The following is a 26,253-nucleotide window of genomic DNA, read 5'->3' as shown; positions in this document are numbered from 1 at the left end:
AAAATTCAGCCTGCACATAGGCGTGAATATGCAGGTATCGGCCGTTTCTGGTTCTGGACTCTTCGGGCGCGGGTGGGTGAACCGAACTGATCCAATTGTTTAGACCGAGTGGTTCGGTTAAGTTTCATTCCAGACAGCGAACGAGCGCCTAGAGTGGGTGCCGACAAACCGGAACTAGACAAACCAGTCCGGAGAAAGGTGTGCCCGACGTGACCACAGCAACCGACACCAAACCGAAGCGCCGAGCCCCCAAGCCCGAAGGCCAGTGGAAGATCGACGGCGACGCGCCCCTCAACCACGAAGAAGAGGTCAAGCAGGAAGATCCGGGCCTGGCCGTCAAGCAGCGGATCATCGACATTTACTCCAAGGAGGGCTTCGCCTCCATCCCCGACGACGACCTGGCCCCGCGCTTCAAGTGGGTCGGCATGTACACCCAGCGCAAGCAGAACCTGGGCACCGAGCACACCGGCAAGGACAACTCGGAGCTGCAGGACGAGTACTTCATGATGCGCATCCGCTTCGACGGCGGCCAGTCCTCCCCGACGCGCGCCCGCGCCATCGGCGAGATTTCCCGCGACTACGCGCGTTCCACCGTCGACTTCACCGACCGCCAGAACATCCAGCTGCACTGGGTGCGCATCGAGGACGTCCCCGCCATCTGGGAGAAACTCGAGTCTGTCGGCCTGGACACCCTCAACGGTTGCGGCGACGTGCCGCGCGTCATCCTGGGCTCCCCGGTCGCCGGGGTGGCCAAGGACGAGATCATCGACGCCCAGCCGGCGATCGACGTCATCAAAAACGAACTCCTGCCGAACCCCGAATTCCAGAACCTGCCGCGCAAGTACAAGAGCGCCATCTCCGGCAACGCCCGCCAGGACGTCACCCACGAAATCCAGGACGTCTCCTTCCAGGCCGTGCAGCACCCGGAGTTCGGCCCCGGCTTCCAGTGCTTCGTCGGCGGCGGCCTGTCCACCAACCCGATGCTCGCGCAGTCCCTCGGCGTGTTCGTCACCCTCGAGCAGGTGCCCGAGGTCTGGGCCGGGGTGACCAAGATCTTCCGCGACTACGGCTACCGCCGTCTGCGCAACCGCGCCCGCCTGAAGTTCCTCGTGGCCAAGTGGGGGCACGCGAAGTTCCGCGAGATCCTCGAAGAGGAGTACCTGGGCTACCGGCTGCCCGACGGTCCGGACCCGGCCGCCAACCCCGTCGACCGCGACCACATCGGCGTGCACGAGCAGAAGGACGGCAAGTTCTACCTGGGCGCCAAGCCGACGCTGGGGCACATGACCGGCGAGCAGCTGATCGCCCTGGCCGATCTGGCGGAAAAATACGGTCTGACCCGACTGCGCCACACCCCGTTCAAGGAGCTGCTGTTCCTGGACCTGGAAAAGGATCAGATCGAGCCGTTTTCCGCGGAGCTGGACCAGCTGGGCCTGTACACCACCCCCAGCGAATTCCGCCGCGGCCTGATCTCCTGCACCGGCCTGGAGTACTGCAAGCTCGCGCACACGACCACCAAGTCGCGCGCCATCGAGCTCACCGACGAGCTGGAGGAGCGCTTCGGCGACCTGGATTCGCCGATCACCATTTCACTCAACGGCTGCCCCAACGCCTGCGCCCGCACCCAGGTCTCCGACATGGGTTTCAAGGGCCAGACGGTCACCGACGCCGACGGCAACCGCGTCGAAGGCTTCCAGGTCCACTTGGGCGGCACCGTCGGCGAAGGCGCCAACTTCGGCCGCAAGATCCGCGGTCACAAGGTGCTGTCCACCGAGCTGACCGACTACGTGGTGCGCGTGGTCAGCAACTACAAGGACAAGCGCGAGGAAGGCGAGATCTTCCGGGACTGGCTCCTGCGCGCCGACGAGGAAGACATCAAGTAATGGCCTTTCGTCGCAAGCCGAACCCGAACCGCAACCACCCCACGCACTGCCCCTACTGCGGCGGCATGGACCTTTTCCCCGATGAGGAAGGCGACTTCGCCTGGAAGTGCGAGGAGTGCCTGCGCATCTTCTCCGTGATGTTCCACGGCCAAGACGACCCGGAACACGCGCCCGCACCGGCGCTCTCCACCGAGCAGGCCCTGCAGAATTCACTGCGTAGGCACGGTCATGATGCGGTGCTGAAGAAAACGGGCGACACTGGGGCGACCCCTGCCAAAGAACACGAGGTGGAAGAACAATGACCAGCAGCGTCAACTTATTGGGCGGCGGCGGCCCCGCGCACCGGGACCCGGACATCAGTCCGGCCGGCACGACGGGCACCGCCCCGTTGCCGGAGGACGTCGTCGCCCGCAACGCGGAACTGGTGGAGGAGTGGGCGGATACGCTGTACGACGAATCCGCGCAGAACATCATGGAGTGGGCCCGCGAGCACGCACCGCACCCGCTGGTGATGACCATGTCCATGGAAAACACCGTCCTCGCCGAGCTCTCGGCGCGCCACTTCCCGGGCCTGGACGCCATCTTCCTGGACACCGGCTACCACTTTCCGGAGACCGTCGACGTCGCCGACCAGGTGGAGCGCCGCTACCCGGACAACCGGCTCACCCGGGTGAGATCCATCCTCACCACGGAGGAACAGGACGACACCTACGGCGTCAACCTCTACCGCAACAATCCGACCGCCTGCTGCCGCATGCGCAAGGTCGAGCCCATGGCCGCGGGCCTGAGCCCGTACACCGGCATGATCGACGGGCTGCGCCGCGACGACGGCCCCTCCCGCGCCGAGGCGCCCGCCCTGTCGCTGCACCGCACCGGGCGGCTGAAGATCTCCCCGATGATCACCTGGACGCTGGAGGAGACCGACGCCTACATCGCGGAGCACGATCTCATCGTCCACCCGTTGACCACCCAGGGGTATCCCTCCATCGGCTGCGCGCCGTGCACCCTGCCGGTCGCCGAAGGCCAGGATCCGCGCGCCGGGCGCTGGGCCGGGTCGGGTAAAACCGAGTGCGGCCTGCACACCTAATTTCTTAGCCTCAACTACTTTCAGCCAAGTGAGCCAACACATGACCCAAACAGTGACTGACACAACTCTGTCCCCGCACCTGCGGGACCTGGAAAACGAATCCATCCACATCCTGCGCGAGGTCGCGGGACAGTTCGACAAGATCGGGCTGCTCTTCTCCGGCGGCAAGGACTCCTGCGTCGTCTTCGAGCTCGCCCGCCGCGCGTTCGCCCCGGCGACCGTTCCGTTTGAGCTGCTACACGTGGACACCGGGCACAACTTCCCGGAGGTCCTCGACTTCCGCGACCGTCTCGTGGAGGAGACCGGCGCCCGCCTGCACGTGGCCAAGGTCCAGGACTGGATCGACCGCGGCGAGCTGCAGGAGCGCCCGGACGGCACGCGCAACCCGCTGCAGACCGTCCCGCTCGTCGAGACGATCGCCGACCGCGGTTACGACGCCGTCCTGGGCGGCGCCCGCCGCGACGAGGAACGCGCGCGTGCCAAGGAGCGCGTTTTCTCCGTGCGCGACTCCTTCGGCGGCTGGGACCCGCGCCGGCAGCGCCCCGAGCTGTGGAGCCTGTACAACGGCGAAAAGCTGCCGGGCGAAAACATCCGCGTCTTCCCCATCTCCAACTGGACGGAGACGGACATCTGGGAATACATCGGTGCCCGCGGCATCGAATTGCCCAGCATCTACTTCTCCCACGACCGCGAGGTGTTCAACCGCGACGGCATGTGGCTGACCCCGGGCGAATGGGGCGGCCCGGGCAAGGACGAGCAGCTGGAGGTGCGCACCGTGCGCTACCGCACCGTGGGCGACATGTCCTGCACCGGCGCCGTCGAGTCCGACGCCGCGTCGATTGACGCGGTGCTCGCGGAGATCTCCACCTCCACCCTCACCGAACGCGGCGCCACCCGCGCCGACGACCGCCTGTCCGAGTCCGCCATGGAAGACCGTAAGAAGGAGGGTTACTTCTGATGAGTAGCTCCGCACCCGTGATCGAATCCGCCTCCGACGTCATCGCCGACCGCGAGACGCTGCGGCTGTGCACCGCCGGCTCCGTCGACGACGGCAAGTCCACCTTCGTCGGACGCCTGCTGCACGACACCAAGAGTGTGCTGGCCGACACCCTCGCCTCGGTGGAGCAGTCCTCCGCCGACCGCGGCTTCGACGGCCTGGACCTCTCTCTGCTGGTCGACGGCCTGCGCGCCGAGCGCGAGCAGGGCATCACCATCGACGTCGCCTACCGGTACTTCGCCACCGACGAGCGCGCCTTCATTTTGGCCGACACCCCGGGGCACGTGCAGTACACCCGCAACACCGTCACCGGCATGTCGACCTCCCAGGTCGTCGTCCTGCTCGTCGACGCCCGCCACGGCGTCGTCGAGCAGACGATCCGGCACCTGACCATCGCCTCCCTGCTGGGCGTGAAGACGGTCGTGCTCGGCGTCAACAAGATCGACCTCGTCGACTACTCCGAAGACGTCTTCCGCGGCATCGAGGAGAAGTTCACCGCCAAGGCCAAGGAACTCGGCGTCGCCGAACCGCACGCCGTGCCGATCTCCGCGCTCAAGGGTGACAACGTCGTCGAGCAGAGCCAGAACATGGGCTGGTACGCCGGCCCGACCGTGCTGCAGATCCTCGAGGGCGTCGAGGTCGGCCACGGCCGCGCCGACGAGCACGACTTCCGCCTGCCGATCCAGTACGTCATCCGCGAGCACGCCACCGACTACCGCGGCTACGCCGGCCGCATCGAGGCCGGCTCCGTCTCCGTCGGCGACGAGATCACCCTGCCCTACGGCCGCACCACCACGGTCACCCACATCGACACCGCCGACGGCCTGGCCGCCGCGCAGACCGCCGCCGCCGGAGAGTCCGTCACGCTGCGGCTCGCCGACGACATCGACCTGATCCGCGGCGACCTGATCACCGGCCCGCAGCGCCCCGAACCGGTCCGCTCCTTCGCGGCCACCGTCGTGGGCCTGACCGAGCAAGACGTGCGGGCGGGCCAGACCGTCAAGATTCGCTACGGCACCTCCCTGATCCGCGGCCGCATCGCCTCCGTCGACCGCGTGCTCGACATCGACGACGCCGCCGGTGACAAGGAATCGCCGGGGTCCCTGGGCCTCAACGACATCGCGCACGTCACCGTCGAGGTCGCGAGCGAGCTGCTCGTCGAGGACTACGCCGCCCGCGGCGCCGTCGGCAACTTCCTGGTCATCGACAAATCCTCCGGCACCACCCTGGCCGCCGGCTTCGTGGGAACCAGGTTGCGCTGATGGCCCCGCCGCTGATCGTCCTGTCCCACGGATCCCGGCACCCGCACGCGCACGCCGGGGTGGCGAAGTTGGCCGCGGCCACGCTGCCGCTGCTTCAGCCGCAGACACGATCAGCGGCCATCGCCCATCTGGAGTTTCACCGCCTCACCCTCGATTTCGTCGTCAGCACGCTCGGCGACGACCGCGAAGCCGTGGTGGTGCCGCTGCTGTTCACCCGCGGATACCACACCACCGAGGACGTCCCCGCCGAGATCGGGGAGGCCGAACGAGACCACGGCGTGAAACTCATCTTGGCCGACGGCCTGGGCAGCGGCCCGGACCTGGCGGACATTCTCGCCGAGCGCGCTCGCGCCGACGCCCCCGCCGACGCCCGCCTGGTGCTCTACCCGGTGGGCTCGTCCCGGAAGCAGTCGCAGGACGACGTCGACGCCCTCGCGGCATTGGTCGCCGAGCGACTCGACCGCCCCGTGGACGTCGTGCCCGCCACCAACGCCACCCGCACGCTCACCGACGTGGAGGCCGAACACGGCCCCATCCACGTGCTCCCACTCTTTGTCACCCACGGACTGCTGCTGGACAAGGCGGCGTCCTCCCTCAGCGCGGACTCGAGCATCTCCGCCCCGCTGTTTCCCGACCTGGCGCCGCTCGTTGCGGCCCGCTACGCCGCCGCCTTGAGATAAGGACACCACGATGACGACCCTGATCCTGATCGCGCTCGCGGGCTTCGCCGCCCAACTCGTCGACGGCGGCCTGGGCATGGGCTTCGGCGTGACGTCCACGACCATGCTCATCACGCTGGCGGCGCTGACCCCGGCGATGGCCTCCGCCGTGGTACACACCGCAGAGGTGGGCACCACGCTGGTGTCCGGCCTGAGTCATTGGCGCTTCGGCAACGTGGACTGGAAGGTCGTGCTCAAGATCGGCGTGCCGGGCGCCGTCGGCTCCTTCACCGGCGCGACGGTGCTGTCGCACATCTCCTCGGAGGCCGCCCGCCCAGTGATGGCGTTGATCCTGGCGGCGATCGGAGCCAACCTGGTCTGGCGCTTCTCCCGCGGCAGAACGCGACGCACGCTGAACACGCGGCCGCATTCGACGGGCTTCCTCGGCGGGCTGGGCGTCTTCGGCGGCTTCATCGACGCCTCCGGCGGCGGGGGCTGGGGGCCGGTGACCACCTCGACGCTGCTGTCGATGGGCCGCAGCGAACCGCGCCGGATCATCGGCACCGTCAACACCGCCGAATTCCTCGTCTCGCTGGCGGCGACCCTGGGCTTTGTCATCGGCTTGTGGGACGACCTGGTGGCCAACATGGCCGCCGTCGTCGCGCTGCTGATCGGCGGATGTGTCGGCGCGCCCATCGCCGCCTGGCTGGTCACCCGCATCAACGCCGTCTTCCTCGGCGGGATCGTCGGCACCTTCCTCGTCGCGATCAACCTGCCCACCGTGCTCGCGGCTCTCGGCGCCGCCGGTGGCGTGCAGGCCGCCGTGGTCGCCGCGGTCCTCGCCGTCGGCCTGTCGCTGGCGGTGGTGGGCGTACGGCGGGCCCGCCGTAACCCTCAGCCCGATCCGCAGGAAGACCAGCAGCAGGAGCCCCAGGGGGAAACGGCCCCGACGACGCGAGAGGCTAATGTCGGGGGATGACCGCTTCCGAGATTCTGTTCGTTTCCGCCACCACCGAGGAAGCCGCGCACCTGCCCCCGGGCAGCGATGTGCTGGTCACCGGCGTCGGCACCATCAACGCGACCATCGCGCTTAGCCGTCGCCTGGCGGACGGGCTGCCCGGCAGGCTAATCAACGTCGGCACCGCCGGGGCACTCATCGACGGCCATGCCGGCGTCTACGAGATCACCTCGGCGCTCCAGCACGATTTTTCCGACGACATGATCTCCATCATGACGGGCCGCCCCTACCCGAACCTCGTGGAGATCCCGGCCGTCACCGATCTGCCGAAGGCCACGCTGGCCACCGGCGACGCCTTCATCTCCGACTCGGAGACCCGCACGCGCCTGGCCGGCCGTGCCGAGCTCGTGGACATGGAAGGCTACGCCGTGGCCCGCGTCGGCGCCGCCTACGGGGTGCCGGTGACCTTGCTCAAGCAGGTCAGCGATTCGGCGGACGAGGCGGCTTCGCTCACCTGGTTCGACGCGGTGGACCGCGGCGCCCGGGAATTGGCCCGGGCGGTCGCGGTCGTGCGGTCGTGGAACTAAAAGATCAGGAGTCCTGGGCGGTGTCCCGCACCCGCTGGGCGGCCTGCTGAGAATCCTCCTGCAGGTCCTGGGCCCGGTCCTGGCCTTCGCCCTTCACCCGGTCCATGCTGTCCTGGGCGGATCCCTTGAGGGAATCGGCGGCTTCCTGCGCCTGCGGCTTGAGATTCTCGCCCATCTCCTGGGCGGCTGACTTCGCTTCCTCCATGGCCGGCTGCGCCTTGTCCTTCACGGTGCTCGCCGCGTCTTGCTCGGCGCGGCTGGCCGGGATCAGCGAGCCGATCAACCAGCCAGCCCCGAGGGCGATCAGGCCGGCGGCCAGCGGATTGCCGCGGGTGCGTCGCTTGATGGTCTCCGGTGCCTGATCAGCCATCTGGCTGGCCTTGTCGCCGGCCTGCTGGATCGCGCCAGGCCCGTCGTGGTCGTCGGCAGAGCCCATGACAGACTCTTTGATATCGGTCCACTTGTTGCGGACCTTCTCGGTCTGTCGGTCGACGACCTTGTTGGGGTCCATCTTTTCGGCGAGCGCGTCGACGTCGCGTCCCAGCTCGGCCCGGGTCTGATCGATGTCGCGGCGGATCTCGTTCGGATTCGGATTACTCATGGGGTCTCCTTGCTCGGGTTAACGGTCGGGGGAATGTCTTGCATGGTGTCCTGGGTCTGGGGCAGGCCCTTCATCTCGTTGAAGCGGTTTTTGCCGATCACGGCCAACACAGCCAGGGCGATGGCCCACACACCGGCGACGATCAACGCGGCCCAGCCCAGGTGGATGACGCTGCCGAGAGCCCACATCAGGGCCAGCGAGAGAAACATCAGCAGGAAGAAGGCGGCCACGCCGGCGCCGGCGAACATGCCGGCCCCGGTGCCCGCTTTCTTGGCGGTGTCGGTGGCCTCAGCTTTGGCCAGTGCGAGTTCTTGGCGCATGAGCGTGGAGAAGTGGTCCGCAAAGCTGGAGAACATCTCGCCGAGGGATTCGGTGCGGGCGCGGACCTCCGGCTCGGTCATGGGAAGGTCATCGGAGGCGGCGTGCGCCCCGGCCCCTTCCAGCCTCGGGTCCGGGCGTCCGAGGGGGTTGTCGTGCGGAGTGGAACTCATCGGCGCTCCTCCGGGTCAATGACGGGGCTCTCGGGAAGGTAGCCCTCGAGGGAGGCATCCGGATCACCCGTCAGATGGTGCTTGCCACTGGTATCCAGTGTGTCGCCCGGGGTGTTTTCCGGGGTCAGACCAGCAAGACTGCTATCGGCAGCGGCCGGGGTGGCCGGCGTCGTGTCCTCGCGCGCAGTGGTGCTGAGCTGCTGGCGTGGCGTCGAGCTGACTGCCTGGTCATCGTCATCGTCGTTATCGCTCAGACCGCGGGTCAATCGCCCTGCGACGAGCCCGACCCCGGCGGCGATGGCCAAAAATGCGCCGGGGCGGCGGGCCGCGAAACGACGCACGTCGTTGAGTAGTTCCTTCGGCTGCTTGTTCTCCAGCTGCGTGGTGAAATCCTCGGCCCGCTGAGCGGCCATGCTGACGAACCTGGTGACCAGGTCGGACTCGGGGCGTTCCCCGCGGGAAATACGGTGGATGTCGTCGGTGACCGTACGCGACTGCTCCGCCAGACGCTGCTGCTGGGTGGAGGCCTGGGAAAAGAGCTCGTCCTGGGCGGAGGCGCCGAGAGACTTGACGTGCTCGGTGGCCTCGTCAGCGACCTGGCGAGCTTCCTGTTGGGCGGTGCCGGCTACCTCGCGGGCAGCGTCCTGCGCCTTATCGGCGACCTGTCCTGCCTCATCTTGGGCGGCTTGCGCGGTCGGGTTTTCGTTCCCGGAATCTGAGTTAGTCGTCATGAGAGATGTCCTTAAAGTTCAGGTCAATGTCTTCGTCTGACATATGGCTCAGAGCTAATTGCTCCTCAAGGAAAGTGTCTATGATCACTGCAGTATTGGCGACCATGCTTTAATGACCAGGGAGTTTGGGTGAATTTTTTTCGGCGCGTCAAAGTGGCGAGGTCATTGCGGGAGGAAAGAGGACTGTTATAACGTCCCTGGCGCACCCCGAACGGCGCTGCGGGAAAGGGCGATGCCCGCTTATGCTGAGGGCACTGGGGCAGAAGAAATATTTTATACGAGCCTTCGCCCAGGCAGGTCGGGAGAGCGAAAGGAAAGACGCGTCATGCCGGATCAGGATTACGTGGACGAAACCCTGGAGGCGGCCGATGCGCCGCCACCGGAAAGCGACGAAAAGCCAGACGGCCCCGCGAAACTGACCGGGGCCAGTTGGAAGTACGCCCTCAAGCGTGCCGTCAAGGAATTTTCTTCCGACGGCGTGACCGACTTGGCCAGCATGCTCACCTATTACACGGTCTTATCGCTGGCGCCGGCCTTGCTGGCGGTCTTCTCCATCATCTCACTGGTGTTGCGCAACAACGCGGACACCGTCACCTCGATGTTGGATCAATGGGCGCAGGAGTACGTGCCCGCGGATTACCAGGACTTGGTCCTCGACCTGATAGGGACCCTGACCGGTTCCGCCACTGGCGGCGTGATCGCGCTGATCATCGGCATCGCCACCGCTTTGTGGTCGGCTTCCGCCTACGTCAAGGCCTTTTCGCGCAGCTCCAACATCATTTACGCGCGCGGGGAAGGGCGCGGATTGGTCATGCAGACCGCCACCATGCTGCTGACCACCCTGGCCATGCTGCTCGGCCTCGTCCTGATCTTGGTCGCCTTAGCGCTTAACGAGGCCCTGGTGTCCGCCTTGTTGGGCCCGATCGCCGAACCGTTGGGTCTCGGTGGGGCACTGACGTTCATGACCGAGACATTCTTGCCGGTGTGGGCGTGGGTGAAGTGGCCGGTCATCTTGGCGCTACTCATTGTTCTGGTCGCGGTGCTCTACCATTACACGCCGAACGTCCGGCCCCCGAAATTCACCTGGCTGAGCCTCGGCTCCGTGGTCGCCATCCTGGGCATCGTCATCGCCGGCGTCGCCCTGTACATCTATTTCCGCTTCTTCGGCGGGTACAGCTCCTACGGCGCGGTCGGCGGCGTCATGGCCCTGCTGCTGACGCTGTGGGTGTTCAACATCGTTCTGCTGCTCGGCGTCGAGGTCGACGCTGAGGTAGAGCGCGCCCGGGAGCTGCAGGCGGACCTGCCCGCGGAAGACAACATTCAGCTGCCCCCGCGTGCGGTGAAAAAGGCGAAGAAGCAGAAGAAGTCCGACGAGAAACTGGAGCAGGAGGCCCGGGAACTGCGGGAGGCCCATGGCGGGGGAGACGACGCCGACCGCCGGGACGGCGGCGACCGGGGCGGCAGCACCCCCAGCTCGCAGGTCGAGAACTAGGTTCCGGGCCTGCGCAGGGGATGCCTCACTCGCGTTCCGACGAGGGCGTGGACCCCTTGGATTCGTCGCCGGCGACAGCGCCCTCGGTGACGTCGTCCATCAAGTCGTGTTCGGAGGCTGACTCGGCGAGATCGTAGTCGCCCGACTTGCTGGCCGCGGTGCTGCCGCTGCCGGAGGGCTTGCGGGCGCCAATGTTTTTCAGATGGTCGCGCACGGCGATGAAGGCTTCCCTCGAGCTCATCGACTGCCCCCTCGACGTGGCTATCTCCACGTCGTCGATGGTGATCTCGCCGGCACGTAGCGCCACCATCTCGGAGTGGTAGCGGATCCACACCGCCACCACGGCGGCGATGGGCACGGCGAGGAAGGCGCCGAGGATCCCGAAGAGCGCCGAACCGACGGTCACGCTCAGCAACACGATGGCGGCGTGCAGGTTCATCGCCTTGGACTGCAGCACCGGCTGGAGGACGTTGCCCTCCACCTGCTGGACGACGATGATCAGCGCCAACACCAGCAGGGCGTTGGTGAAGCCGTTGGTCACCAAGGCGATGATCACCGCCAAGGCGCCGGCGGTGAAGGCACCGACGATGGGGATGAAACCGGCGAAGAAGGTGATTACCGCCAGTACCAGGGCGAGCGGGACCTGCAGGATGATCAGGCCGATGCCGATGAAGAAGGCGTCGACGAAGGAGACCAGCGCCTGGGTGCGGATGAAGCCGGACAGCGTGTTCCAGCTGCGGGTCAGCACCTCAGAGAGGTGCCAGCCAGCGTTGGAGCCGGTGTAGCGACGCACCATCGGCAGGAAGCGGTCGCCGTCCTTGAGCATGAAGAAGGTGACCACGGCCATGATGAACATGGTGGCCACCACCGTCGTAGCGATGGAGATGCCCGAAGTGACCCCCGAAATAATGTTCTGCGACTGCTCCTGCAGGAACGTCACGGCGTCGTTGACGACCTGGTCGAGGTTGATGCTGCCGGTGTCCAGGTTCAACGGCGGTCCCTGCAGCCAGTCAATGATGGAGTTCACTCCGTCGACGAGCTGATCCACGATCTGGCCACCCTGGCTGCGCACGGTCGGAGCCATCGCGGCGAAGACTCCGATGATGAGGGCGAGAAAAATCACGATTGACAACAGTGAGGCGAGCGCGGCCGGCACGCCCAAGTTGCGCAACTTCCGGGTCGGCGGCCACAGGAGCGTGGCGATGATCAGCGCCAGAATGACTGGCAGCAGGCCCACCCAGATATAGCTCAACAGCCGGAAGGCGATGAACGCCGCGATGACCACGACAATGAACCGCAGTCCCCAGCCGGCGATGACCTTGCCGTCGCGGGCGAGGATGGCGGAGCGGTCGTAGAGCTCCTTGGCGGATTCAGTGCTCGGGACCCCGGGGTTGGCGCGGGGAGCCTGCGCTGATTCGACGGCCGTTTCCTGGTTGTCCACGAGGCCCGGCACCTTGTCGGCGAAATCGTCCGACTCGCGTTTGTTGTGGCTTTCCATCGCCTCTCCGTCCTCTTGCAAGCGAGCGAAATTGCATTCGCGCGGATTCGTTCTTTACCCGTGCCAGCATACGTCTCCTTAGCTGGGGAGGGGCGGCGCGCCGAGGCGGCGGAAAGGGCGGAGGTCAGCGCGTCGAGCAGAGAAATGCGGAAAGTTGAGCCCATCGGGAACAAGTTTGTGGGTAGGGTCGTTGAAGGCAGTGTGAGGTTGAGTGCACTCAACTCAAGTGATCTGATACAGTGGTTTCAGAAGTTGAGTCAGAGACAGTCAACTTGAAGAAAACAACAACAACAGGAGGAAAATTATGGGACGCGCAGTTGGCATTGACCTTGGAACGACGAACTCGGTCGTCTCCGCCCTGGAGGGCGGCGAGGCCGTCGTTATCGCAAACTCCGAGGGTGCCCGCACCACCCCGTCCGTCGTCGCCTTCGCCAAGAACGGCGAGGTGCTCGTCGGTCAGTCGGCGAAGAACCAGGCGGTCACCAACGTCGACCGCACCATCCGCTCCGTCAAGCGGCACATGGGCACCGACTGGTCGACCAAGATCGACGACAAGGATTACACGGCCCAGGAGATCTCGGCCCGCACCCTGATGAAGCTGAAGCGCGACGCAGAGGCCTACCTGGGTGAGGAAGTCACCGACGCCGTCATTACCGTTCCGGCCTACTTCGAGGACGCCCAGCGTCAGGCCACCAAGGAAGCCGGCCAGATCGCGGGCATGAACGTCCTGCGCATCGTCAACGAGCCGACCGCGGCCGCTCTGGCCTACGGCCTGGAGAAGGGCGAGCAGGAGCAGACCATCCTGGTCTTCGACCTGGGCGGCGGCACCTTCGACGTCTCCCTGCTGGAGATCGGCGACGGCGTGGTCGAGGTCGTCGCCACCGCCGGCGACAACGAGCTCGGCGGCGACGACTGGGATCAGCGTGTCGTGGACTGGCTCGTGGAGAAGTTCCAGTCTTCTAACGGCGTCGACCTGTCCAAGGACAAGATGGCGATGCAGCGTCTGCGTGAGGCCGCCGAGAAGGCCAAGATCGAGCTCTCCAGCTCCCAGCAGGCGTCCATCAACCTGCCTTACATCACCGTGGACGCGGACAAGAACCCGCTGTTCCTGGACGAGACCCTGTCCCGCACCGAGTTCCAGAAGATCACTCAGGACCTGCTGGACCGCACCAAGACCCCGTTCAATCAGGTCATCAAGGACGCGGACATGTCGATCTCCGAGGTCGACCACGTCGTGCTCGTCGGTGGCTCCACCCGTATGCCGGCCGTCACCGAGATGGTCAAGGAACTGACCGGCGGCAAGGAGCCGAACAAGGGCGTCAACCCGGACGAGGTCGTCGCCGTCGGCGCGGCCCTGCAGGCCGGCGTCCTGCGCGGCGAGGTCAAGGACGTGCTCCTGCTCGACGTCACCCCGCTGTCGCTGGGCATCGAGACCAAGGGCGGCGTGATGACCAAGCTCATCGAGCGCAACACCACCATCCCGACCAAGCGCTCCGAGACCTTCACCACCGCGGAGGACAACCAGCCGTCGGTGCAGATCCAGGTCTTCCAGGGTGAGCGCGAGATGGCCGCGGCCAACAAGCTGCTCGGTTCCTTCGAGCTCGGCGGCATCGCCCCGGCGCCGCGCGGCGTCCCGCAGATCGAGGTCACCTTCGACATCGACGCCAACGGCATCGTCTCCGTCTCCGCCAAGGACAAGGGCACCGGCAAGGAAAACACGATCACCATCCAGGACGGCTCCTCGCTGTCCGAGGAAGAGATCGACCGGATGGTCAAGGACGCCGAGCAGCACGCCGAGGAAGACAAGGCACGCCGCGAGGAGCAGGAGACCCGCAACTCCGCAGAGTCCATGGCCTACCAGACCCGCAACTTCCTGGAGGAGAACTCCGACAAGGTCTCCGAGGACGTCAAGACCAAGGTCGAGGAAGCCGCCAACGAGGTCGATGAGGCGCTCAAGGGCGATGACCTCGACGCCATCAAGGCCGCCGTGGAGAAGCTGTCCACCGAGTCCCAGGAGATGGGCAACCAGATCTACCAGGCTCAGGCCAACGAGGGCGCCACCCAGGCGGACGGCGCTTCCGAGTCCGCCGACGACAACGTCGTCGACGCCGAGGTCGTGGACGAGGACGACAACACCGACACCACCAAGGACGGTGACAAGTAATGACCAACCCCGGCATGCCGAATGATCCGGGCGATCCGGATCAGAACGACGAGCAGAACATGAGCCCGGACGAGTTCGAGGCCGCGGCTGAGGATGCGGCGGAGGCGCAGGGCGTCGACGAAGACGACGACCTGTACACCACCCAGCCGGATCCGACCGTCGACGGCGAAAGCGAGCCGGTCGAGGAAGATGACTTGGCCGCCAGCGTCGACGAGGCCCTCGCCGATGTGGAGGCAGAAATCGCCGAGGCGGAAGCCGTCGAGGACGCCGAGTCCGCGGAACCGACCGTCGAAGCCCAGCTTGCGGAGCGCACCGAAGATTTGCAGCGGCTGAGCGCGGAGTACGCCAACTACCGTCGCCGCACCGAGCGCGACCGGGAGAACATCGTGCTCAACGCGAAAGCCACGGTACTGACCTCCCTGCTCCCAGTGCTGGACGATCTGGACTTGGCCAAGCAGCACGGAGACCTGGAGGAGGGGCCGATGAAGGCCCTCGCCGACAAGATCCGTGACACCCTCAACGGGCAGAAGCTCGAAGCCTTCGGCGTCGAAGGCGAGGCCTTCGACCCGGAGATCCATGAGGCGGTTCAGGACCTGTCCTCCGGTGAGGACAAGGTGATCGGCACCGTCCTGCGCAAGGGTTACCGCACGGGCGAGCGTCTGCTCCGGACTGCGATGGTCATCATCGCGGACCCGGCCGCCGACGACGCCTAACCACTGGCACGCACCCTCACACCGCCGCCCCGCCTCGGCCCCGACTCAGGGAGCCCGTGCGCTCGGGCGGCGGTGCCTTTAAATTTATTAGTTAACAGACAAAACTTTTTAGCCCCTGCCGACAACGGCGTACCCGATACACAATGCAAGGAAAGGAGGAGAAACCCATGACTGCACCACGCGAATGGGCGGACAAGGACTTCTACGCCGATCTCGGCGTCTCATCGTCCGCGTCCGCCGAAGAGGTCAAGAAGGCGTACCGCAAGCTCGCCCGCGAAAACCATCCGGACAAGAACCCGGGGGACACCGCCGCGGAAGAGCGCTTCAAAAAGGCGGCGAACGCCTACGACGTCCTCGGTGACGAAGACAAGCGTAAGGAATATGACCAGCTGAAAGCCATGCTCCGCTCCGGCGGGTTCGGAAGCTTCGGTGGAAGCGGAGGCGCCGGTTTCCCCGGCGGGTTTCGGACGACGAGCGAAAACTTCGACTTCTCGGACATCTTCGGATCCGGAGGAGGACCCAGTGGGGGATTTTCTTCGGACGGCGGTTTTAGCGATATCTTCGGCGGCATTTTCAACCGTGGCGGTGGTGCTGGCGGCACAGCTCGGCCGAAAAGGGGGGCCGACGTCGAAACGGACGTCACCCTTGAGTTCCGGGAGGCGGCGCAAGGGATCACGATCCCGCTTCAGCTAAGTGGCGACGCACCCTGCTCCACCTGCCACGGCTCCGGCGCCCGCAGTGGTCGACCGACCACCTGTGACCAGTGCCGGGGTACCGGTTTCGTCAGTGAGCAGAAGGGCGCTTTCGGGCTGTCCCAGCCGTGTTCCAAGTGCCATTCCACCGGCCAGGTGATCGAAGACCCCTGCCCGACGTGCCGGGGCACCGGTACCGTCCACCGCACCCGCTCCATCACCGTGCGCATTCCCGCCGGCGTCATCGACGGCCAGAAGGTCCGCTTGGCGGGGCAGGGCGAGGCGGGCCCCAACGGCACCCCGGCCGGCGATCTGTTCGTCACGGTGCACGTGCGCCCGGACGAAGTGTTCACCCGCACCGGCGACGACCTCGAAGTCACTGTCCCGGTCTCTTTCGCGGAGCTGGCTCTCGGCGGCACCGTCGCCGTACCGACCTTGGACAACCACGTGAAGGTCAAGGTCCCCGCCGGCACCCCGGACGGACGCACCCTGCGGGTCCGCGGCCGCGGCGTACCCAAGCGCGGCGGTGAGGCCGGTGACCTGCTGGTGACCGTGCAGGTGCAGGTGCCGAAAGACCTGGATCCGGCGGCCACGAGTGCTCTGCGCTCCTATGCCCAGGCGGAAAAGGACTCCGGCTTCAACCCCCGCAGCGGGTGGGCCGGCGCCAAGTAGCGCCACGATCCCACCCCGACGCACCATGACCACAGGAAAGGAGGTGATCCGGATATGACCTCTCCCAAAAGGAAAGACACGTTCAGCGACGACCTGTCGGAGGTCTTCGTCATCTCCGTCGCGGCGGAGTTGTCGGGCATGCACGCCCAGACACTGCGCACCTACGACCGGATGGGGCTGGTCACGCCCATGCGCACCTCTGGCGGCGGACGCCGCTACACCCGCGGGGACGTGGCCACCCTCCGGGAAATCCAGCGCCTGTCGCAGGAAGAAGGCGTCAACCTCGCCGGCATCAAGGCCATCATCCGCCTGACCGGTGAGAATGAAAGGCTCCGGGAGAAACTCGACGCCGCTCGTGCAGAGAACCGCCGGCTGCGGGAACAGCTCACCCGCGGCGCGGTGCCGCCGGGCAGGGAAATCGTCCATGTCCCGCAGTCCACCGCCGTGGTGATGTGGCGACCGCGCCGCAGACGGGCCACCTCCGGATAACCGGCTCCGCAGGTCAACCGCCGCGTCGCTGGGCGACGACCCGCGCAAACTCCCGCAGAAACTCCGTGTCCTCAGGATGCGGAGTTTCTGCCGTTCCCGCTCCCGGGAAGTAGCTGGAATGATCGCCGAGCCCCTCCAGCTCCCACACGTTGGCCCCGAACCTGCGCCCCGCCGGATCCGGGCCGTGCACCCCCGTCAGCGGGGCAGTCGTCAACGAGATGGGGTCGCCGACGGCGGTGGCGGCGTGGACCTGCGGGTCATCGGAATCCAACGCCAAGTCCGAGACGTGATCGACGCCCATGCCGGGCGACCCGACCACCACGAGGTCGTCCGCGGCCAGCCCGCCGTGCTCGATGGAGGCGGCCGCGCCCGCGACCACGGAGCCGTAACTGTGACCGACCACCATGCGGTGGTGATCGGGGTAGCGGCGAGCGAGTTCGTGTTGGAACTGCGCCAGCGCCGCCCCTCCTGCGGCGGCCGGGCGCGGGTCCAAACCGGAGGGCACGTCAGGCGGCGCCGCGTACCCCAGCCAGACGACTCCGGCGCCGCCGGCCGCCCCGGCCAAGGCGCGGGTGTGATCGACTTGTCGTGACCAACCGGCGGGGTCGGAGGAGGAGACCCCGGCGACGAAGGTGGTCACCGACTCGGCCCCGGCCACGTCACCCACTGCCGCGACCAGCCCGCCGTCCGGTGTTTCCAGTAAGCGCAGGTCCGGGTGCTGGCGAGCCAGGTCCACGATATGTTCCGGGGCGCTCAACAGCAGGTATTCATGGATGACGTCCAGTTCCTCGTCGGGGAAGTCCGTCCAGCTCTCGGCGGGCGGAGGAAGGGAGTCGGCGCATAAAGCCTCGATCTGCCGGGCGCACGCCAGATCGAGGACCTCGCCCATGGCACGCAGTGAATTCAGCATGGTGAGCACGGCGGGGGAGCGGTCCGTGAGCCGGTCGGCGACGGCGATGACGGCGGCGAGCGCAGTGTCCAGGTGGTGTTGTAGATCGGCGGTGACGCGGAGGGCGTCCACGATGCCGGCGATGGTTTCCGCCGGCTGCCGGTATTCTTCTGCGGTCGCGGCCAAGACACGGAAAGCGCCGTCGGCGGCCGCGCCGGATAAAGCGGTGCCGGCCAGCGCCGCGCGTTCCTCCAGGAGGTGCTCTTGCGTCGTGGTGACCTCTCCGCCGAACCCGGACCAGGCGCCCATGTGTCCGACGAGGCGAGCTGTGGAGAGCGGAAAGTCTGGGGCACTCACCGGCGTCCGCCCCAGCGCAGCGCGGCGGCGGTGTGCCCATCGGCGTCGACGACGTTCTGCGCCAGCCGGCTGATCTCCCGCCAGCGCGTGGCGCCGATGCGTTGGATTTCCTGCAGGCGGCGGGTCTCTGAGTCGGCGGCCCGGCGGAGGGCGGCAGCGGTGCGGGAGCCGTCCGCGTCGGGACCTGGGGCGGTGAGCAGGTGACTGGGGTGGCGGTTGCGCTCGGCGATGCGGGCGGCCGCGGCGTCGATGGTGAGGTGGTCTGCCAGTGAGTGCGTCATGTCTCGCAGTCTGACTGCACCACCGCGCGACAGGAGTCGTGTGCCGAGAAGCAGTGTGGATAAGCGGGGTTATCCACAGCGGGGCCCGGGTGACTCCGGCTCCTCGGGTGCGGGGAGGTGTGCCAGCTGTTAGCGCGAGGGCCGTGGAAAGAACGCGGCCGTCTCTCTACGCTGGGGGCATGCGAGTAGCAGCAGTGCAATTGACCACCGGGGCGGACCTGGATGAGAACTTGACGATCGCCGAGGACGCGGTCAGGCGTGCCGCTGAACGGGGCGCTCGGCTGATCGTGTTGCCTGAGGCCACCAGCCAAGCCTTCGGCACGGGTCGGCTGGACACGGCGGCGGAGGGTCTCGAGGGGAAATTCGCCACCGCTCTGCGGCTGTTGGCCGCGGAGCTGGAGGTGGTGATCGTCGCCGGCACCTTCCGGCCCGCCGACACGATCGAGCGCGACGGCAAGACCATCAACCGGGTGTACAACACCGCGCTGGTCACCGGCGCCGGTCTGCACGTCGGCTACGACAAGATCCACACCTACGACGCCTTCAACTACCGCGAGTCCGACACCGTCCACCCGGGGGAGGAGACGCTGGTCGTCGAGGTGGACGGAGTGAAGGTGGGGGTGGCCGTCTGCTACGACATCCGGTTCCCGGAACAGTTCAAGGAGATGGCCCGCGCAGGCGCAGAGATCATCGTCGTGCCCACGAGTTGGGCGGATGGCCGCGGCAAGCTGGAGCAGTGGCGCATCGTGAGTGCGGCGCGTGCCCTGGACTCCACCTGCGTGATCGTCACGGCCGGGCAGGCCCGGCCCGGCGGCGAGGAGGCGGCCGGGGAAGAGTCCGGACCGACCGGGATCGGCCATTCGGCGATCATCTCCGCCACGGGGCGCATGTGGGCGGAAGCCGGTTATGAGCCGGAGATCCTGATCTGGGACGTGGAAAAAGAGCACGTGGCCAAGACGCGGAAAGCGCTGCCGGTGCTTTAATCCTGCCGCACCGAGGTCAGAGCAGCGGCCGCGGCCAGAGTTCGGCGGCGTCGAAACGTTGGATGTGGATGCGCGGCCACGGGGTGTCGCGGGCGCTGAGCTCGACGACGGTTTCGTCGACGGCGTCGGCCGGGCCGGTGATGAGGAATTCCGCCGCGGCGAGATCCTCAGGCGTCACCGCGGCGTCGAGAAGTTCGCCGGTGGTGGCGGCGATGACGGGGGAACGCTGCAGGGAGCGTTCGGTGGGCCACCACGCGTTGGTGGCGGATTGACTGACGGGGGTGACCGTCAACCAATCCACGTCGGCGGCGAAGGCGTCGAAGAAGTCGACCCCGGTGAGCTCGCCGGGGTATTCGGCGGCGAGGACCAGATGGACGGGCGGGGTGTCGTCGTGTCCCGCCCGGTCGAGGATGAGGGCCTTGGCGGCGGCCGCGCCGGCGCCGTAGGCGATGAGCACCGCCGGTGCGTCGGTGGGGAGGGTGAAGTCGCCGCGGGCCGCGCCGATGGACCAGAGGTCGCCCACGCGTGCGGTCGCCAGCAGTGGGGAGGCGGAGCCGCCGTCGACGGACTGGATGTTGAATTCGACGGTGCCGTAGTCGTTGACGGGGTAGGCGGGCGTCAGGTTGCGCCAGATGCCGGGCAGGTAGTTGGTGGTCACCGGCAGGTACTGTCCCGGCTGGTAGGACAGCGGGGTGCCGCATTCCAGGTGAACGGTGCTGCGTCGCTGCGAGTGGCGGATGACTTCGGTGACTTCGCCGACGGACACCGCCGGGATACCGGAGAGGTCGGCGGTGTGGGCGGAGGCCTGCATCGCGAAGCAGATGGAGGTGACGGCGCGTTCGGCGGGGGCGAGCAGACGGGAATCGAAGGAGGCGTCTTCGCTGACCAGGGTGCGCAGCCCGGTGAGGAGCATGTCGTTGAAGCGTTGGTAGAGCTCGGTGGGGAAGCCGTGCCGACGGTGCGACATCCCGAGCTGGCGCATGCGCACCAGCGCTTCCTGCGACACGGCGCCGGAGGAGTCGCTGCGTTCTAAGGCCCAGGCCACAGAGACCGCCAGCTCCCGGTGACTGGCGGAGGCGCGCATGGGAAAAATTTGCCGGGAGGCGAGTTCGGCCGCGTACAACTGGTTCTGGACGAGGTCGCGGAACCGGCCGGCGTGGGTGCGCAGCAACGCGCCGACTGGAGCGAGCGTGTCAGGTAAAGCGTCGGGCATGGCCCTATTCTGCCCGACGCCGCAGAGGCCGTGCGCTTCAGTCGATCGGGTAGCCGGTGGCGGGTCCTTCGGTGGCGGGGATCCAGCCGAGCGCCGGGGCGACATGCTCGGCGAAATTCTGCAGGATCGACACGTTCAAGTCCACTCCCATCTGGTTCGGGATGGTCAACAACAGGGTGTCGGCGGCGGCGATGGCGGGGTCGGCCTTCAGCTGTTCGATCAGTGTGTCCGGTTCGGCGGCGTAGGAGCGGCCGAAGGTGACGTTGGTGCCTTCACCGAGGGAACCGATCTGATCCTTGCCGGTGGCGGAGGCGGCGAACAGCTGACGGTCGCGGTCGGTGACGATGGGAAAGATGGAGCGGGAGACGGACACGCGCGGGGTCCAGTCGTGTCCGGCCTCCTTCCACGCCTTCCGGTAGACCTCGATCTGTTCGGCCTGGACCTCGCCGAGGGTGCGGCCGTCGGCTTCGGAGACGAGCGTGGAGCTCATCAGATTCACGCCGTCCGCGGCGGCCTGTTCGGCGGAGGCGTTGGTGCCGGAGCCCCAGAAAATGTTCTTGCGCAGGCCGGGGGAGTGGGGGAAGACGGGTAGCGGGGTGCCGGCGCGGTACATGCGCGGGTACTGCTTCTCGGCGGGCGCGGCGGTGGCCACGCCGTGGCCGTCGATGGCGGCCAGGAAGGACTCGAACTTGGCGCGGGCCATGTCGGCGCCGTTGTCGGCCTCGGCGGTGTAGCCGAAGGCCTCCCAACCTTTGTCGGCGGGCTCGGGCGATCCACGGGAGACGCCGAGGGCCACGCGCCCGTCGGAGAGCAGGTCCAGTGCGGCGGCCTCTTCGGCGAGGTAGAGGGGGTTTTCATAACGCATGTCGATGACGCCGGTACCGACCTCGATGTGCTTGGTCGAGCCCGCGATCGCGCCGAGCAGCGGCATGGGGGAGGCACCCTGCGGGGCGAAGTGGTGGACGCGGAAGGAGGCGTTGTTCACGCCGATCTCGTCGGCGGCCTGGGCGATGGCCAGGCCGTCCTTGAGGACCTGGGCGGCGTCGGGGCCGGCCTGGTTGCCGAGGGCGTAGTGGCCGAAGCTTAAAAATCCGAATGCTTTCATGCCCGCCATGATAGTTGACGTGTCACCATCGGGCAAGGGGTCAGTTCAGGCGTCGATACGCTTCCCTGCCCGCCCGCCGCCCCGCCCGGGTCGCCCCGACCGTCGACGCCGTCGAGCCGTAGCCGACCAGCAGGACCCGCCCGTCGGCGGCCGGCGAGACCTCGTCGGCCATCTCGATGCCCTCCGGCCCACGCAACTTCATCGGCGCCAGGTGGCGCAACGCCGCCCGGAAACCCGTGTTCCAGAAGATCACGTCCGCCTCTACCTCCGTGCCCGGCGGCAGCGGGTCCCAGGACTCCGGCAACACCAACTCCTCGTTGTCCGACGGGCCCAGGCCCTCCGCCTTGTCGCTCAACGGCTCACCGAAGACCACGCCCGTCGGCGTGATCCGGTCGAACATCCCGCGCGAGACCAGCAGCCCGCGCTCCACGCCCGCCACATAATCCGGGATCAGGCCGATGCCAGTGGTGCGCACCACCGACGCCGGCTGCTTGCCGGCGAACGTCCGCTCCCGCACGGACTTCTCCACGTCGACGCCCCACTGCGCGTCCTCGCCCTCCCAGCGCACGGTGAAATTTGGCGGGCGACGCGTGGCCCACACCGTTTCCGCGGCCACATCCTCCAGCTCCAGCAGGAACTGGATCGCCGACAGGCCGCCCCCGACCACCAGCACTTTCTGACCCGCGAAATCCTCCGCCCGCACGTAATCGCTGGTGTGGAGCTGGGTTCCTTGAAATGAACCGATCCCCGGCAGATAGGGCACGTAGGGGTTGGTCCAGGTTCCCGTCGCGTTGAGCACGGCGTCGGCGGTGAAGTCCCCCGCCTGGCTGGCCACGTGCAGTGCGGACGTCGGGTCATCGGAATCGACGGGGGAGACGGACTTCACCCGCACCGGGCGCACGACCTGCAGGTCAAACTCTTCCTCATAGGCGTCGTAGTATTCGGCGACCAGCGTGCTCGAGGGGACGGTGGGGTCCGGGCGCTTCATCTTCAGGCCGGGCAGGTCGGCGATGCCGTGTGCCTTGCCCAGCGTCAGGGAGTCCCACCGGTGCCGCCACGCCCCGCCGGGCCCGTCGTTGCGGTCGAGCACGAGGAAGTCGCCGTCCGGCCCCGGGGTGAGGTCGCGGCGGGCCAGTTCGTGGGCGGCGGCGAGGCCGGCCTGGCCGGCGCCGATGATGATCGCGCGGAAATGGGGCATGGGGGTGGTCATGGGGCCAGCTTAAACCATTTTGTGGACGTGTCAACAAGTGGGCGGCTTGAAAAACCCTACCAATGGCTTAGGATTACCTGGATCTTAATCGTGATCGGCGCAACATCCCGTGCCCTTGCCAGGGACGCCGTGCACATATGAACGAAAAGAAGGTGAACCGTGGACTACACACCCTATGATCTGCTGATGGACGTGGGCTGGATCTCCCTGCTGATGGTGATCGGCAACATCCTGCGCAACCGCATCCGCGTCTTCCAGCAGCTCCTGCTGCCGGCCTCCATCACGGCCGGGCTGCTCGGCCTGCTGTTCGGGCCGGAGGTCCTCGGCTGGATCGGGTTCTCCGACCAGATCGGCGCCTACACCACCCTCCTCATCGCCGTGGTGTTCGCGGCCATGGCCTACTCCATGAACCTCGGCGGCACCGTCACCAAGGGTGCGCGCACCATGTGGAGCTACTCCACCGGCATGTTCATGGCGCAGTGGGGCCTGTTCATCCTCATTGGCGTGTACTTCTTCGCCCCCGTCTTCGGCACCGAGGACTGGTTCGGCATGATGCTGCCCGTCGGCTTCGTCGGCGGATTCGGCACCGCCGCCGCCGTCGGCTCCTCCCTGGAGGCCGCCGGCGCGACGGCCGCCAGCTCCCTGGGCTTCACCGCCGCGACCGTCGGCACGCTGGCCGCCATCGTGGGCGGCGTCATCGTCGCCGCCTGGGGCGTGCGCACCGGCCGCGCCTCCGGCTTCACCGACGGCCAGCTTCCCGACGAGATGCGCACCGGCTATATCGAGAAGATGGAGGACCGCCCCTCCATCGGCCGGGCCACCACCAACCCGTCGGCCATCGAGCCGCTGGCCCTGCACGCCGGCATCGTCATCTTCACCGTCCTGGTCGCCTACCTGGTCAACGGTTTGATCAACGACATCTTTCCGGCGGTGTCCATCCCGCTGTTCGCGATGTCCTTCGTCATCGGGCTGCTCGGCCGCGGTCTGCTCACCGTGACCAAGCGCCCCGAGTACCTGGACAAGGAGACCGTCAGCACCATCTCCGGCGCCTCCACCGACTACCTCATCGCCTTCGGCATCGCCTCCATCGTCCCGGCCGCCATCGCCGACTACTGGGTCGAACTGATCATCCTCTTCGTCCTCGGCGTGATCTTCTGCGTCATCTTCCTGTTCGTCGGCGCCCCGGTCTATTTCGGAAAGCATTGGCTCGAGCGCGGCATCTTCGGCTGGGGCTGGGCCACTGCCGCCGTGGCCACCGGCATCGCCCTGCTCAAGATGGTCGACCCGAAGCAGAAGTCCGGCACCCTGAACGAATACGGGCTCGCCTACGTGGGCTTCGCCCCGTTCGAGATCGGCATGACCATCCTCGCCCCCATCGCGGTGCTGGCGGGCGTGACCGCAGGCTTCGGCTGGATCTCGCTGATCGTCGCCGTGGTCGTCCTCGGCATGGCGTTTGTGTTCAAGTGGGTGCCCGGCAGGGGAGGCAAGGGAACCGGTGCGCCCGATTCTCCGCCGACAGAAAATTCGTCGGTGACGTAGCTGCGTCCGGCTCCGGCAGCGGTTGACAGCGGAGCCGGCATCGTCGAAACTATTTTTCTGGCGTCGACGCCCGCCAACGAGGTGTGTGCCGTCATTTTTGGTCGGTCGGGAACAGGATGTTCCCGGCGGGCCCTTTTATTTTCTTTAGCCTCGCTTTTGCGCCGTACGACTTCCGAAAGGATCTGGAGCCGCCATGTCCTCCAGCGCCGACAGCCCCCGCTTGCCTGACGCAGCCCCCACCACCATGTCCCGCGACGCGATCGTCGTCCTCGCGGTGCTCGTCTTCACCGCCTTTCTCATGCTGGTCAACGAAACGACCCTGTCGGTCGCGTTGCCGACGATCATGGCGGATTTCGACGTCACCGCCGCCACCGCCCAATGGTTGCTGACCGGCGTGATGTTGACCATGGCGATCATGATGCCCACGACCGGGTGGATCCTGGACCGTTTCACCACCCGGCAGGTCTACCTCTTCGCGGTGCTCGCCTTTTTGGCCGGCACCGTCGTCGCGGCGGTCTCGCCGACGTTCGCGGTCATGCTGATCGGGCGTGTTCTGCAGGCCATCGGCACCGCGGTGATCTTGCCGCTGCAGATGACCGTGGTCATGACCGTCGTGCCCGTGCACCGTCGCGGCGCCGTCATGGGTCTCGTCTCCGTGGTCATGGCCGTCGGCCCCGCCCTCGGGCCGACCATCGCCGGTCTGATCCTGTCGATCGCGGATTGGCACATGATCTTCTGGGCGTTGGTTCCTCTCGTGGCCGTCGCTGGCCTGATCGGGGCGTGGAAACTCCGTAATGTCGGAGAACTGCGCTCCACGCCGTTGGACGTGTTCTCCGTGATTCTCTCCGCCTTCGCCTTCGGTGGCCTGATCTACGGGCTGAGTTCCATCGGCATCATCATCGACGGCGGGCCGACCGCGACTCTCGCGATCGTCCTGTCCGTCATCGGCGTCCTCGGTCTGGGACTCTTCGTCTGGCGTCAGCTCAGGCTGAGCCGGCAGGGGCGCGCCCTGCTGGATCTGCGTCCGCTCCGGGTGCGCAACTACACGTTGGCGATCACGTCGCTGCTGTTTTTGCACGCCGCGCTGCTCGGCGTGGTCAACACGCTGCCCCTGTACCTGCAGGGCGCGTTGCTGACGACCGCGCTGGTCGCCGGCCTGGTCAACCTGCCCGGCGGCATCCTGGAGACCATCGCCTCGCCGATCAGCGGCGCGCTCTTCGACCGGATCGGAGCCCGTGTGCTCGTGGTCCCCGGCGCCGCCGTCATGGCCGGCTCCCTGTTCTGGTTGTCCACCGTCGACCAGGCCACCGACGTGTGGACCGTCGTGGTCATCTTCGCGATCCTCTCCGTGGGGCTGGCATTTTGCCTGACCCCGTTGATGACCTTGTCGCTGAGTTCGCTGCCCAAAGACCTGTACTCCCACGGTTCCGCGATCCTCAACACGTTGATGCAGCTGGCCGGCGCCGCCGGCACCGCCGTGCTCATCGCGATCTATTCCTATGGCAGCCAAGCCGGTGGCGGCACCGCTGAGGCGCAGGCCGACGGCTCGGGGGCCGCTTTCTTCGTCGCTGCCTGGCTCAGCGTCGCGGCGCTGGCCTGCGCCCTGTTCCTCCGGAAGCCGTCCGCGCAGGAGAAGGCCGTCACGGTCACTGAGGTTGGGCCGGAGTGACGGTGGGCGTCGCCACGGCTGCACGGTGAAG

At 66.9% G+C, this 26,253-nt stretch carries 25 protein-coding genes; 16 read left to right on the top strand and 9 right to left on the bottom strand.

The annotated features are described in order from the left end of the window. The first annotated feature begins 209 nt into the window (after nt 1-209). From B841_RS11980 to B841_RS11945, 8 genes are read left to right on the top strand one after another with little or no spacing between them, the layout of a single operon-like run. Complete coding sequence (locus B841_RS11980; RefSeq protein ID WP_020935760.1) at nt 210-1,883, top strand: nitrite/sulfite reductase; 1,674 nt, start codon at nt 210-212, stop codon at nt 1,881-1,883. Next, entirely contained in the window at nt 1,883-2,185 is a 303-nt protein-coding gene (locus B841_RS11975) for a hypothetical protein (RefSeq protein ID WP_020935759.1), read from the top strand. The genes B841_RS11980 and B841_RS11975 overlap by 1 nt, the downstream gene beginning before the upstream one ends. Further along, the gene (locus B841_RS11970) at nt 2,182-2,970 is read left to right on the top strand and encodes a phosphoadenylyl-sulfate reductase (RefSeq protein WP_020935758.1); all 789 of its coding nucleotides are present in this window, start codon (nt 2,182-2,184) and stop codon (nt 2,968-2,970) included. Before B841_RS11975 ends, B841_RS11970 begins: the two co-directional genes overlap by 4 nt. 40 nt (nt 2,971-3,010) lie before the next feature. Beyond that, nucleotides 3,011-3,928 (top strand): sulfate adenylyltransferase subunit CysD, encoded by a 918-nt coding sequence (gene cysD, locus B841_RS11965; protein WP_020935757.1) that lies wholly within the window; start codon nt 3,011-3,013, stop codon nt 3,926-3,928. Continuing rightward, a complete protein-coding gene (locus tag B841_RS11960) occupies nt 3,928-5,229 on the top strand; it encodes a sulfate adenylyltransferase subunit 1 (RefSeq protein WP_020935756.1) in 1,302 nt (433 codons plus the stop codon). The genes cysD and B841_RS11960 overlap by 1 nt, the downstream gene beginning before the upstream one ends. Further along, entirely contained in the window at nt 5,229-5,909 is a 681-nt protein-coding gene (locus B841_RS11955) for a sirohydrochlorin chelatase (protein WP_020935755.1), read from the top strand. Before B841_RS11960 ends, B841_RS11955 begins: the two co-directional genes overlap by 1 nt. 10 nt (nt 5,910-5,919) lie before the next feature. Continuing rightward, entirely contained in the window at nt 5,920-6,867 is a 948-nt protein-coding gene (locus tag B841_RS11950; RefSeq protein WP_020935754.1) for a sulfite exporter TauE/SafE family protein, read from the top strand. Next, complete coding sequence (locus tag B841_RS11945) at nt 6,864-7,433, top strand: nucleosidase (protein ID WP_020935753.1); 570 nt, start codon at nt 6,864-6,866, stop codon at nt 7,431-7,433. The genes B841_RS11950 and B841_RS11945 overlap by 4 nt, the downstream gene beginning before the upstream one ends. A gap of 4 nt (nt 7,434-7,437) precedes the next feature. Here the strand turns inward: B841_RS11945 and B841_RS11940 are convergent, their stop codons facing one another. The 3 genes from B841_RS11940 to B841_RS11930 are packed head-to-tail and all read right to left on the bottom strand — an operon-like array spanning nt 7,438 to nt 9,256. Then, a complete protein-coding gene (locus B841_RS11940) occupies nt 7,438-8,034 on the bottom strand; it encodes a DUF3618 domain-containing protein (protein WP_020935752.1) in 597 nt (198 codons plus the stop codon). Then, nucleotides 8,031-8,525 carry a phage holin family protein gene (locus B841_RS11935; RefSeq protein WP_020935751.1) on the bottom strand — a complete coding sequence of 165 codons (495 nt, stop codon included), beginning with the start codon at nt 8,523-8,525 and terminating at the stop codon, nt 8,031-8,033. Before B841_RS11935 ends, B841_RS11940 begins: the two co-directional genes overlap by 4 nt. Continuing rightward, nucleotides 8,522-9,256 carry a hypothetical protein gene (locus B841_RS11930; RefSeq protein WP_020935750.1) on the bottom strand — a complete coding sequence of 245 codons (735 nt, stop codon included), beginning with the start codon at nt 9,254-9,256 and terminating at the stop codon, nt 8,522-8,524. The genes B841_RS11935 and B841_RS11930 overlap by 4 nt, the downstream gene beginning before the upstream one ends. Before the next feature lie 325 nt (nt 9,257-9,581). On the opposite strand from B841_RS11930, the gene B841_RS11925 reads away from it, so the two are divergent. Then, the gene (locus B841_RS11925) at nt 9,582-10,748 is read left to right on the top strand and encodes a YihY/virulence factor BrkB family protein (protein WP_020935749.1); all 1,167 of its coding nucleotides are present in this window, start codon (nt 9,582-9,584) and stop codon (nt 10,746-10,748) included. Nucleotides 10,749-10,773: 25 nt separating this feature from the next. Here B841_RS11925 and B841_RS11920 read toward each other — a convergent pair whose 3' ends face one another. Continuing rightward, the gene (locus B841_RS11920; RefSeq protein ID WP_020935748.1) at nt 10,774-12,246 is read right to left on the bottom strand and encodes an AI-2E family transporter; all 1,473 of its coding nucleotides are present in this window, start codon (nt 12,244-12,246) and stop codon (nt 10,774-10,776) included. Nucleotides 12,247-12,550: 304 nt separating this feature from the next. Between B841_RS11920 and dnaK the strand changes: the two genes are divergently transcribed. The 4 genes from dnaK to B841_RS11900 all read left to right on the top strand — a co-directional run bounded on the left by dnaK (nt 12,551) and on the right by B841_RS11900 (nt 16,976). After that, a complete protein-coding gene (gene dnaK / locus B841_RS11915) occupies nt 12,551-14,410 on the top strand; it encodes a molecular chaperone DnaK (protein WP_020935747.1) in 1,860 nt (619 codons plus the stop codon). Further along, a complete protein-coding gene (grpE, locus tag B841_RS11910; protein ID WP_020935746.1) occupies nt 14,410-15,123 on the top strand; it encodes a nucleotide exchange factor GrpE in 714 nt (237 codons plus the stop codon). Before dnaK ends, grpE begins: the two co-directional genes overlap by 1 nt. A 167-nt stretch (nt 15,124-15,290) precedes the next feature. After that, complete coding sequence (gene dnaJ, locus B841_RS11905; protein ID WP_020935745.1) at nt 15,291-16,487, top strand: molecular chaperone DnaJ; 1,197 nt, start codon at nt 15,291-15,293, stop codon at nt 16,485-16,487. A gap of 54 nt (nt 16,488-16,541) precedes the next feature. Then, nucleotides 16,542-16,976, top strand: coding sequence for a heat shock protein transcriptional repressor HspR (locus tag B841_RS11900; protein ID WP_020935744.1), 435 nt, complete (start codon nt 16,542-16,544; stop codon nt 16,974-16,976). A 13-nt stretch (nt 16,977-16,989) separates the two neighbouring features. Here the strand turns inward: B841_RS11900 and B841_RS11895 are convergent, their stop codons facing one another. Further along, nucleotides 16,990-18,222, bottom strand: a complete 1,233-nt coding sequence (locus tag B841_RS11895; RefSeq protein ID WP_156844807.1) for an alpha/beta hydrolase — start codon at nt 18,220-18,222, stop codon at nt 16,990-16,992. Then, nucleotides 18,219-18,503, bottom strand: a complete 285-nt coding sequence (locus B841_RS11890) for a hypothetical protein (RefSeq protein WP_020935742.1) — start codon at nt 18,501-18,503, stop codon at nt 18,219-18,221. The genes B841_RS11895 and B841_RS11890 overlap by 4 nt, the downstream gene beginning before the upstream one ends. A 179-nt stretch (nt 18,504-18,682) precedes the next feature. On the opposite strand from B841_RS11890, the gene B841_RS11885 reads away from it, so the two are divergent. After that, nucleotides 18,683-19,486, top strand: a complete 804-nt coding sequence (locus tag B841_RS11885) for a carbon-nitrogen hydrolase family protein (RefSeq protein ID WP_041631898.1) — start codon at nt 18,683-18,685, stop codon at nt 19,484-19,486. 16 nt (nt 19,487-19,502) lie between these two features. Here the strand turns inward: B841_RS11885 and B841_RS11880 are convergent, their stop codons facing one another. Genes B841_RS11880 through B841_RS11870 form a run of 3 tightly spaced genes read right to left on the bottom strand, consistent with a single transcriptional unit; the run spans nt 19,503 to nt 23,014 of the window. Then, nucleotides 19,503-20,699, bottom strand: a complete 1,197-nt coding sequence (locus tag B841_RS11880) for an FAD-binding oxidoreductase (RefSeq protein WP_020935740.1) — start codon at nt 20,697-20,699, stop codon at nt 19,503-19,505. 37 nt (nt 20,700-20,736) lie between these two features. Beyond that, complete coding sequence (locus tag B841_RS11875) at nt 20,737-21,804, bottom strand: LLM class flavin-dependent oxidoreductase (RefSeq protein ID WP_041632380.1); 1,068 nt, start codon at nt 21,802-21,804, stop codon at nt 20,737-20,739. Between the two features lie 40 nt (nt 21,805-21,844). Further along, a complete protein-coding gene (locus tag B841_RS11870) occupies nt 21,845-23,014 on the bottom strand; it encodes an NAD(P)-binding domain-containing protein (RefSeq protein WP_020935738.1) in 1,170 nt (389 codons plus the stop codon). A gap of 159 nt (nt 23,015-23,173) precedes the next feature. Between B841_RS11870 and B841_RS11865 the strand changes: the two genes are divergently transcribed. Together B841_RS11865 and B841_RS11860 are read left to right on the top strand one after the other, a co-directional pair. Next, nucleotides 23,174-24,553 carry a sodium/glutamate symporter gene (locus tag B841_RS11865; RefSeq protein ID WP_020935737.1) on the top strand — a complete coding sequence of 460 codons (1,380 nt, stop codon included), beginning with the start codon at nt 23,174-23,176 and terminating at the stop codon, nt 24,551-24,553. 193 nt (nt 24,554-24,746) lie between these two features. After that, on the top strand, nt 24,747-26,222 hold the full coding sequence (locus tag B841_RS11860; protein WP_020935736.1) for an MDR family MFS transporter: 1,476 nt from the start codon (nt 24,747-24,749) through the stop codon (nt 26,220-26,222). The last annotated feature ends 31 nt before the right edge of the window (nt 26,223-26,253 follow it).

It is taken from the genome of Corynebacterium maris DSM 45190, from assembly GCF_000442645.1.
GTDB classification, from domain to species: Bacteria; Actinomycetota; Actinomycetes; order Mycobacteriales; family Mycobacteriaceae; genus Corynebacterium; species Corynebacterium maris.
This window is presented reverse-complemented; position numbering and strand designations above follow the sequence as displayed.

Coding starts and splice junctions, on each gene's coding strand:
- dnaJ (WP_020935745.1), top strand. CDS start 15,291: ATGACTGCACCACGCGAATGGGCGGACAAGGACTTCTACGCCGATCTC.
- B841_RS11920 (WP_020935748.1), bottom strand. CDS start 12,246: ATGGAAAGCCACAACAAACGCGAGTCGGACGATTTCGCCGACAAGGTG.
- B841_RS11970 (WP_020935758.1), top strand. CDS start 2,182: ATGACCAGCAGCGTCAACTTATTGGGCGGCGGCGGCCCCGCGCACCGG.
- grpE (WP_020935746.1), top strand. CDS start 14,410: ATGACCAACCCCGGCATGCCGAATGATCCGGGCGATCCGGATCAGAAC.
- B841_RS11940 (WP_020935752.1), bottom strand. CDS start 8,034: ATGAGTAATCCGAATCCGAACGAGATCCGCCGCGACATCGATCAGACC.
- B841_RS11950 (WP_020935754.1), top strand. CDS start 5,920: ATGACGACCCTGATCCTGATCGCGCTCGCGGGCTTCGCCGCCCAACTC.
- B841_RS11930 (WP_020935750.1), bottom strand. CDS start 9,256: ATGACGACTAACTCAGATTCCGGGAACGAAAACCCGACCGCGCAAGCC.
- B841_RS11860 (WP_020935736.1), top strand. CDS start 24,747: ATGTCCTCCAGCGCCGACAGCCCCCGCTTGCCTGACGCAGCCCCCACC.
- B841_RS11975 (WP_020935759.1), top strand. CDS start 1,883: ATGGCCTTTCGTCGCAAGCCGAACCCGAACCGCAACCACCCCACGCAC.
- B841_RS11880 (WP_020935740.1), bottom strand. CDS start 20,699: ATGCCCGACGCTTTACCTGACACGCTCGCTCCAGTCGGCGCGTTGCTG.
- B841_RS11955 (WP_020935755.1), top strand. CDS start 5,229: ATGGCCCCGCCGCTGATCGTCCTGTCCCACGGATCCCGGCACCCGCAC.
- B841_RS11885 (WP_041631898.1), top strand. CDS start 18,683: ATGCGAGTAGCAGCAGTGCAATTGACCACCGGGGCGGACCTGGATGAG.
- B841_RS11875 (WP_041632380.1), bottom strand. CDS start 21,804: ATGAAAGCATTCGGATTTTTAAGCTTCGGCCACTACGCCCTCGGCAAC.
- dnaK (WP_020935747.1), top strand. CDS start 12,551: ATGGGACGCGCAGTTGGCATTGACCTTGGAACGACGAACTCGGTCGTC.
- B841_RS11890 (WP_020935742.1), bottom strand. CDS start 18,503: ATGACGCACTCACTGGCAGACCACCTCACCATCGACGCCGCGGCCGCC.
- B841_RS11935 (WP_020935751.1), bottom strand. CDS start 8,525: ATGAGTTCCACTCCGCACGACAACCCCCTCGGACGCCCGGACCCGAGG.
- B841_RS11925 (WP_020935749.1), top strand. CDS start 9,582: ATGCCGGATCAGGATTACGTGGACGAAACCCTGGAGGCGGCCGATGCG.
- B841_RS11870 (WP_020935738.1), bottom strand. CDS start 23,014: ATGACCACCCCCATGCCCCATTTCCGCGCGATCATCATCGGCGCCGGC.
- B841_RS11945 (WP_020935753.1), top strand. CDS start 6,864: ATGACCGCTTCCGAGATTCTGTTCGTTTCCGCCACCACCGAGGAAGCC.
- B841_RS11960 (WP_020935756.1), top strand. CDS start 3,928: ATGAGTAGCTCCGCACCCGTGATCGAATCCGCCTCCGACGTCATCGCC.
- B841_RS11900 (WP_020935744.1), top strand. CDS start 16,542: ATGACCTCTCCCAAAAGGAAAGACACGTTCAGCGACGACCTGTCGGAG.
- cysD (WP_020935757.1), top strand. CDS start 3,011: ATGACCCAAACAGTGACTGACACAACTCTGTCCCCGCACCTGCGGGAC.